Source organism: Planomonospora corallina, assembly GCF_042650625.1.
GTDB classification, from domain to species: domain Bacteria; phylum Actinomycetota; class Actinomycetes; order Streptosporangiales; family Streptosporangiaceae; genus Planomonospora_B; species Planomonospora_B corallina.
In genome coordinates this window covers 627,437-634,954 of the sequence record NZ_JBHSBM010000017.1, presented here as the reverse complement: position 1 = coordinate 634,954, position 7,518 = coordinate 627,437, and the positions used below count along the sequence as shown (strand labels likewise).

At 73.9% G+C, this 7,518-nt stretch carries 9 protein-coding genes; 5 read left to right on the top strand and 4 right to left on the bottom strand.

Features of this window, described 5'->3' with window-relative positions:
• Positions 1–24 precede the first annotated feature (24 nt).
• The 3 genes from ACFOWE_RS16060 to ACFOWE_RS16050 all read left to right on the top strand — a co-directional run bounded on the left by ACFOWE_RS16060 (position 25) and on the right by ACFOWE_RS16050 (position 2,303).
• On the top strand, positions 25–726 hold the full coding sequence (locus tag ACFOWE_RS16060) for a L,D-transpeptidase family protein (protein WP_377288434.1): 702 nt from the start codon (positions 25–27) through the stop codon (positions 724–726).
• Between the two features lie 338 nt (positions 727–1,064).
• Positions 1,065–1,511: an SAV_6107 family HEPN domain-containing protein gene (locus ACFOWE_RS16055; protein WP_377288432.1), complete on the top strand. Its 447-nt coding sequence runs from the start codon at positions 1,065–1,067 to the stop codon at positions 1,509–1,511.
• Between the two features lie 204 nt (positions 1,512–1,715).
• Positions 1,716–2,303, top strand: coding sequence for a GNAT family N-acetyltransferase (locus tag ACFOWE_RS16050; protein ID WP_377288430.1), 588 nt, complete (start codon positions 1,716–1,718; stop codon positions 2,301–2,303).
• 65 nt (positions 2,304–2,368) lie between these two features.
• On the opposite strand, the gene metF is transcribed toward ACFOWE_RS16050, so the two are convergent.
• The gene (gene metF / locus ACFOWE_RS16045) at positions 2,369–3,301 is read right to left on the bottom strand and encodes a methylenetetrahydrofolate reductase [NAD(P)H] (RefSeq protein WP_377288428.1); all 933 of its coding nucleotides are present in this window, start codon (positions 3,299–3,301) and stop codon (positions 2,369–2,371) included.
• A 101-nt stretch (positions 3,302–3,402) separates the two neighbouring features.
• On the opposite strand from metF, the gene ACFOWE_RS16040 reads away from it, so the two are divergent.
• A complete protein-coding gene (locus tag ACFOWE_RS16040) occupies positions 3,403–4,473 on the top strand; it encodes a polyprenyl synthetase family protein (RefSeq protein ID WP_377288426.1) in 1,071 nt (356 codons plus the stop codon).
• 43 nt (positions 4,474–4,516) lie between these two features.
• Here ACFOWE_RS16040 and thiE read toward each other — a convergent pair whose 3' ends face one another.
• Genes thiE through ACFOWE_RS16025 form a run of 3 tightly spaced genes read right to left on the bottom strand, consistent with a single transcriptional unit; the run spans position 4,517 to position 6,757 of the window.
• Complete coding sequence (gene thiE / locus ACFOWE_RS16035; RefSeq protein WP_377288424.1) at positions 4,517–5,173, bottom strand: thiamine phosphate synthase; 657 nt, start codon at positions 5,171–5,173, stop codon at positions 4,517–4,519.
• Positions 5,151–5,525 carry an Rv2175c family DNA-binding protein gene (locus ACFOWE_RS16030; RefSeq protein ID WP_377288422.1) on the bottom strand — a complete coding sequence of 125 codons (375 nt, stop codon included), beginning with the start codon at positions 5,523–5,525 and terminating at the stop codon, positions 5,151–5,153. The genes thiE and ACFOWE_RS16030 overlap by 23 nt, the downstream gene beginning before the upstream one ends.
• A gap of 50 nt (positions 5,526–5,575) precedes the next feature.
• Positions 5,576–6,757 carry an NAD(P)/FAD-dependent oxidoreductase gene (locus ACFOWE_RS16025; RefSeq protein WP_377288420.1) on the bottom strand — a complete coding sequence of 394 codons (1,182 nt, stop codon included), beginning with the start codon at positions 6,755–6,757 and terminating at the stop codon, positions 5,576–5,578.
• Between the two features lie 303 nt (positions 6,758–7,060).
• On the opposite strand from ACFOWE_RS16025, the gene ACFOWE_RS16020 reads away from it, so the two are divergent.
• On the top strand, positions 7,061–7,518 hold a 458-nt coding region (locus ACFOWE_RS16020), incomplete at its 3' end, for an FAD-dependent oxidoreductase (RefSeq protein ID WP_377289150.1).

Genomic DNA, 7,518 nt, shown 5'->3' with positions numbered 1-7,518 from the left:
GGGCCCGCCCCGAAGAGCACCGCCGTGAGGAACGGCACCGCGACGGGCACCGCGACGGGCACTGCGGCGGGCACCGTGGCAGGCGCCGCGAGGGCCGCGACGCCGGAGCGGCCCGTCTCCTCCTTCACCTCCTTCGTCGCCCCGGACAGGGTTCTGCGGCCCGGGACCCAGGGTGCGGCCGTCAAAACGCTCCAGGCCCGGCTCAAAGAGCTCGGCTACCACCCCGGCAGGGTCAACGGCCGGTACGGCGAGGCGACCCAGGCCGCGGTGTGGGCCTTCCGGAAGGTCAACGGCCTGGGCCCGAGCGGGACGGTGGGGAGCAGGGCCTGGAACGCCCTGGAGTCACCGCTGTCCCCGAGGATGCTGGTTCCGCAGGGCAGGCCGACCCGTGTCGAGATCGACCTGCGCAAGCAGGTGCTGGTGCTCTACGTCAGGGGACAGGCCAGGCTCGTCAGTCACATCTCCTCCGGCACGGCCTACACCCCCACACCCCCGGGCGACTTCCGGACGACGTGGCGCAGGAGCGGCTGGCACACGGCGCCGCTGGGCCGGCTCTACAACCCGATCTTCTTCAACGGGGGCATCGCCATGCACGGCTCGCTCTCGGTGCCGCTCCGGCCGGCCTCGCACGGATGCGTGCGGCTGCCCCTGCACGTCGCCGACGTCCTGCCCCGCCTGCTCGGCACCGGGAAGCCGGTCCACGTCCGGGGGAGGTTCGCCTACTGACCCGGTTCCATGCCGGGCATGCGGCCGTCCGGGCCCCGGGAGATCCCTATCTCCCGGGGCCCGGCTCTTCACAGAGAGATCGAACTTTTGTTCGCCGACCTACTTGACACCTTCGATGATCGAATTTATGTTCGATGTAGTGACGTGGGACTCGCAGCTCACGTTGAGGGCGGCCGGCCGGATCCCCGCCTCCACCGGAGGCGGCAGGGCCCGGCCGGGGACGGACGGGGAGAGGGGAAGCTCCTCGTCCGCCCGCCCGGCGTAATTGTCGGTGGGGTCTGCGACCGTGGCACTACCGGCGACAACGCCGGGATCCGCTTGCGACCAAGGAGGCGGAAATGACCCCACGGTTCGACGGCCCCGGCGGGCCCCGGCTCTCCCCCACGGTGCGGGCGCGTCTGGGCGACGCTCGTGACTTCCTGGAGGAGGCCGCGGCCGCCCACACCTCCCCGGCCCGTTACGTCGCGGCGCACCTGGCGGCGCTCCGGGCGGCGGCGGCGGTCCTGGCCGCCCGCCCCCGGCCGATGGACGGCCGCAGGCGCAGGCTGCGCAGCGCCTGGGAGCTGCTGCCCGAGGCCGAGCCCCGGCTGGCCGAATGGGCGCCCTACTTCGAGGCGAGCGCCGCCAGGCGGGCCTCGATCGAGGCCGGGATGACCCACTCGGTCTCGGCCCGCGACGCCGAGGAGCTGATCTCGGAGGCCGAGCGGTTCGTCGTCACGGTGGAGGAGATGCTCGGCCTGCCCGCCCAGCCCGCGCTGCCGGGCCGCGTCCCCCTGGCCGGATAGGACTCCAGCCGCCCCTCCCCTGGTCCACCGGCGGCGCAAGCTCCCGGAACGCAGGCGGAGGCGCCCTCGTCCCGACAGCGGCGGGAGCCCTCCAGGACCGCGGTGGACCCGGGGCGCCGTTTCCCGTCCCCGTGGAGAACCCCAAGCACCACTTTGACCACATCCATCGGGTTGTTCCGGATCGCCCCTGCTAGGGTGCGGTGAGTGACCGGACTGCGACGTGTCGGCCCCGAGGAGTTCGTCTCCCGGCTGGACTCCGTTCTCGACATCTACACGGCGGCGATGGTCCCACCCGCCGACCAGCTGTCCGGCCGCAGGGTGATCATGGGCAACCACGCCTCCCATCCCGGCTTCACGTGCCTGTTCGCCGAACTCCCCGACGGGACACCGGTCGGGCTCGCCTACGGCTTCCACGGCGTGCCGGGGCAGTGGTGGCACGACGTGGTCCACCAGGCCGTCGCGGAACGGCACGGCGCGGCGGGCGCGCGCGACTGGCTGGACGACGCCCTGGAGCTCGCCGAGGTCCACGTGCGTCCCGGGTACCAGGGCGCGGGGATCGGCCGCTCCCTGGTCCTGGGGGTGTGCGCGGGCCGGCCGGAGCGCACGGTCGTGCTCTCCACCCGCGACCTGCCCACCGCGGCCCGGCATCTCTACCGCAGCATCGGTTTCGTCGACCTGCTCACCGGCTTCGTCTTCCCCGGCGGCTACGAGCGCTATGTGATCGCGGGGGCCGCGCTCCCGCTGGTCCCCGGGCGGCAGGACCCGGCGCACCGCCGGGAGGGCGCGGGCTGACGGAGCGGGCCGCCCGCGGGGAGGGGAGCCGGACGCGGGCCCGCCCCCGGCTCCCCCGCGGCGGTTCAGGCGGTGAGCGACGCCGCCCGCGGCGCGGAGTCGAGGGCCTGGAAGACCTCGCGGGTCGCGCTGGAGCGGTTGAAGGTGATGAAGTGGATGCCCGGCGCGCCCTCGTCGAGCAGGGTCCGGCAGACCTCGACGGCGTGCTCGATGCCGAGGCGGCGCACCGCGGCGGGGTCGTCGGCGACGGCCTCGAACCGCGCGGCCACCTCGGGCGGGAACGGTGCCCCGGAGAGCTGCTCCGAGCGGGCGATCGTGCTCATCTGGGTGACGGGCATGATGCCGGGGATGATCGGGGTGTCGCAGCCGGTGGCCGCCACCCGGTCGCGCAGCCGCAGGTAGTCCTCCGCCCGGAAGAACATCTGGGTGATGGCGTAGTCGGCGCCTGCCCGGCACTTGCGCACGAAGTACTCGGTGTCGGACTCGACGGAGGGCGACCTCGGGTGCTTGTAGGGGAAGGCCGCGACGCCCACGCAGAAGTCGCCGGACTGGCGGATCAGCCGGACGAGGTCCTCGGCGTAGAGCACGCCCTCGGGGTGGCGCACCCACTCCCCCATCGGGTCACCGGGCGGGTCGCCCCGCACCGCGAGGATGTTGCGCACGCCCGCCCCGGCGAACCGGCCGATCAGGTGGCGGAGCTCGCGGACCGAGTGGTCGACCGCGGTGAAGTGCGCCACCGGCGTCAGCGTGGTCTCGTGGGCGAGGCGCTCCACGATCTCGACCGTGCGGTCGCGGGTCCCGCCGCCCGCCCCGTAGGTGACGGAGACGAACGTGGGCCGGAGCGACTCCAGCTCCCGGATCGCACGCCAGAGCTGCCGCTCTCCCTCGGCGTTCTTCGGCGGGAAGAACTCGAAGGAGAACGAGCGGCCACCGGAGGCGAGGAGCTCGCGGACGGTGGGCACGCGGTCGGGAAGAACGGAAGGGCGACCCAGAGCCATGCCCCCCAGCCTACTGGTCCGGCCGCCGAGTGGAAGGCGTGACCATCTGGCGAGACGCCCGCCTGATCAGCGTTCCGTATCCGGACCGATAATCTCTGTGTATGCCCGCTTCCTCAGCCATGCTGGACACCATCCGCGCCGAGGTGGACCGTTCTCTGCGAACGTTCCTCGACCGGCAGCGCCCCGCGTTCGGCTCTCCGGAGATCGCCCCGCTCCTGTCCGCCGCCGAGGACTTCCTCTCCGGCGGCAAACGGCTGCGCCCGGCGTTCTGCTACTGGGGCTGGCGGGGCGCGGGCGGCGCCGCCGACGATCCCGCGCTCTTCTCCGCGGCCGCCTCCCTGGAGTTGCTCCAGGCCAGCGCGCTCGTCCACGACGACGTGATGGACGCCAGCGATCTGCGCCGGGGGATGCCCTCGGCGCACCGCCGCTTCCAGGCGATGCACGAGAAGGAGGGGTGGAACGGCTCCGCCGGGCAGTTCGGCGAGAGCGCCGCCATCCTGCTGGGCAACCTGCTGCTGGTGTGGTCGGGGGAGATGTGGCGGACCAGCGGGCTGCCGGCGGAGGCCCTCGCCGCCGCCCAGCCGCTCTACGACCACATGCGCACGGAGCTGATGTGCGGTCAGTACCTCGACCTGCTGGAGCAGGTCCGGGGGGTGAGCACCTTCGACAGCGCGCTGCGGGTCGCGCTGTTCAAGAGCGGCAAGTACTCGGTGGAGCAGCCCCTGAGGCTCGGCATGGCGCTGGCCGCCGGAGGCCTGGAGCCGTGGATCGACCGTTTCTGCGAGGAGTACGGCCGCAGTGTCGGCATCGCCTTCCAGCTGCGCGACGACATCCTCGGCGTCTTCGGCGACCCCGCGGAGACCGGCAAGCCCGCCGGCGACGACCTGCGGGAGGGCAAGCGCACGATGCTCATCGCGCGGGCGCTCGCCGCGGCCTCGCCCGCGCAGGCGGAGGAGGTCCGCCTCACCCTCGGCGACCCGGGGCTGCAGGAGAGCGGGATCGACCGGCTCCGCCGGGTGATCGAGGAGACCGGAGCGCTGGCCTCCTGCGAGAAGCTGATCGACGACTACATGGCGGAGGCCCTGCGCGCGCTGGACGGCGTCCCGATCGCGCCGGAGTCCCGTACGGCCCTGGCCGAACTGGCCGTGGCCGCGACCGCCCGCCGGACCTGACCGGCCGGGGCGGCGGGCCCCCGCCGGTCCGGCCGGACCCGCCTCAGCCCTCCGGGGCGGGCGGCGGGGCGGCGAGCCTGCGCCGGAACTCCTCGGCGGCCGCCTTCGGGTCGTCCGCCTCGGTGATGGCCCGCACGACCACGACCCGGCGCACGCCGTACGACATGACCTCGTCCAGGTTGCCGAGGTCGATGCCGCCGATGCCGAACCACGGGCGGTCCGTCTCCAGCGAGGCGGCGTGCCTCAGCAGGGACGGCCCGGGCGCCCGGCGGCCCGGCTTGGTGGGCGTGGGCCAGATCGGGCCGCAGCAGAAGTAGTCGACCCCGGGCTCGTCGGCCGCGGCCGACGCCTCCTCGGGGGCGTGAGTGGAGCGCCCGATGAGGATGTCCTCGCCGAGGATGTCGCGGGCCGCCCGCACCGGCAGGTCGTCCTGGCCGAGGTGGAGGACGTCGGGACGGGCGGCGTGGGCGATGTCGGCCCGGTCGTTGACCGCCAGGAGCCTGCCGTGCCGGTCGCAGGCGTCGCGGAAGACCTCCAAGAGCTCCAGCTCCTGGCGCGCCTCCAACCCCTTCTCGCGCAGTTGCACGATGTCGACCCCGCCGGAGAGGGCGGCGTCGAGGAAGTCGGCGAGGTCGCCCCGGTCACGCCGCCCGTCGGTGCACAGGTAGAGGCGGGCGTCAGAAAGCGAGGGTCTGGGCACGCCGCTTGACCTCGGTGTGGCGGCCGGCGCGGATGGCGTCGACCGGTGCCCCCGGCAGGGTGTCGTCGGGGGTGAACAGCCAGCGCAGGGCCTCGATCTCGTCGTATCCGGCGTCGAGCAGCACGGTGATCGTGCCCGGCAGGCCCTTGGCGACGTCGTCTCCGGCCAGGAACGCGGCGGGCACCTGGGGCTCTCCGCCGCCCCGCCGGACTCCGATGAGCTTGTGGTCCTTGAGGAGTTGCTTCGCACGACCGGCGCTGAGGCCGAGCCTCCTGGCGACCTCCGTCAGGGTGAGCCACTCGCCCACCAGTTCGTCGGTCTCCCGGTCGATCTGCGCAACAGAAAGCGTCACGAAGCCACCATTACCACAATGAGCCCTTCATCAAACACCTCACGGCGAGGTCATATCGCCGTACAGTCGCGCAAGGCTACAGCAGGATCGGCCAGGCGATCGACATCGATGCGCTGGCCCCCCTCGATGAGGCGGCGTCCCTGCACCAGGTCGCGCGGGCGGTTCACGGCGAGGACCGCGGTGAGCGTGCCGTCGTCGCCCACCCAGCAGGCCGACCAGCGGGTGCCCGCGGGGTCGCCCCGCAGCACGGGGCCGCCGTCGCCGTGGTGCCCGGCGTACTGCACCATGTGACCGAACTGCTCGGACCAGAAGTACGGGACCGGGTCGTAGACCGCGCCCTCCCCCGGAGCGCCGCCCAGCAGCGTGGCGGCGGCCACCTCGGGGGAGTTCAGCGCGGTGTCCCAGTGCTCGACCCGCAGGCGGCGGCCGTACCGGCGCGACCACCAGGCGGCGCAGTCGCCGACGGCGACCACGCCGGGCAGCGCGGTGCGCAGGTGCTCGTCGGTGACGACCCCGTCGTCCAGCTCGACGCCCGAGCCGGCCAGCCAGTCCACCGCGGGCCGCACGCCGACGCCGGTGACGACGACGTCGGCCTCCACCGTGGAGCCGTCGGTGAGGGTGAGCCCGCCGTGGTCGACGGTGGCGACCATCGCGCCCGGCCTCAGGTCGACGCCCGCCTGGTCGTACCAGGGGGCGGTGTGGGCCCCGACGGGGCCGAGCGCGGCGGCCAGCGGCCAGGCGGCGGCCTCGACGACGGTGACCTCGCAGCCGGCCCGGCGCGCGGCGGTGGCGACCTCGGCGCCGATCCAGCCCGCGCCCACGACGGCCACGCGCCCGCCCTCGCGGAGCAGGGCGCGCAGCTCGAGCGCGTCGCCGATGGTGCGCAGCACGTGCTGCGGGCCCTCGCCGCGCAGCCTGATCGGGGTCGCGCCGGTGGCGATGACCAGGCCGTCGTAGGCCAGCTCGCCCTCGGTGGTCTCCACCACGCCCGGGCGCAGCCCCTTGGCGGCGACCCCCGGGCGGAAGTCCACCCCCATGGCGTCCAGGTCGGAGTCGACGGCCGTGAAGTCGATCTCGCCCAGCAGCACCGCCTTGGACAGCGGCGGGCGGTCGTAGGGCCGGTGCGGCTCGTCCCCGAGCAGCGTGATCGTGCCACCGAACCCGTGCGCCCTCAGCGCCTCGACACTCCGCACCCCGGCGAGGCCGGCGCCCACCACCACGACATGATTCACATCTCAAGACCCTAAGCTGCGGAAGCTTGCTCGGCTATCTCGTCTCGGATAACGAAACTGGTATTTACCTCACATCTCCGGCATTCGTTGTGGTGCGCGACCCCTTAAGGTGGAGGGCGTAAGACGCGCGGGAGCCCGGCACGCACCGGGCTGAGAGGAGGGCGGCGGACCGGCTGGACCGGTGACCCGGTGGTGCGCGAGGAGCGCTCCGCGGGGCACCCGGGTTCCGGATGCGGCCGCCGGCGGGCCCTCGACCGCCAGGGACCTGATCCGGGTCATGCCGGCGAAGGGAGCGGAGCGTTCATGCCGCACAGTGCCGCACCGTCCGCGACGGGCGGCTTCCACGATCTCGTCGTCGTCGGCGGCGGCATCGCCGGCCTGACGACGGCCTGGCGGGCGGCCCGCCGCGGCCTGCGGGCGGTGGTGGCCGACCCCGCCCCCGGCTCCGGCGCCTCGCACGCCGCCGCGGGCATGCTGGCGCCGGTCAGCGAGGTCACCTACACCGAGGAGCCGCTGCTCCGGCTGGGCCTGGCGTCGCTGGAGCGCTGGCCCGCCTTCGCCGCCGAGCTGGCCGCCGAGAGCGGTCACGACCTCGACTACCGCACCGACGGCACGCTCGAGGTGGCCTTCGACTCCGACGACCTCGCCGCCCTGGACGCGCTGGCGGACTTCATGGGCACGCTGGGCCTGGCGGTCGAGCGGCTGACGGGCCGCGAGTGCCGGCGCCTGGAGCCGATGCTGGCCCCCGCCGTCCGCGGCGG

What these genes read in the sequence shown, in the direction of transcription:
- ACFOWE_RS16055 (WP_377288432.1), top strand. Translation starts at nt 1,065, where the DNA reads ATGACCCCACGGTTCGACGGCCCCGGCGGGCCCCGGCTCTCCCCCACG.
- metF (WP_377288428.1), bottom strand. Translation starts at nt 3,301, where the DNA reads ATGGCTCTGGGTCGCCCTTCCGTTCTTCCCGACCGCGTGCCCACCGTC.
- ACFOWE_RS16040 (WP_377288426.1), top strand. Translation starts at nt 3,403, where the DNA reads ATGCCCGCTTCCTCAGCCATGCTGGACACCATCCGCGCCGAGGTGGAC.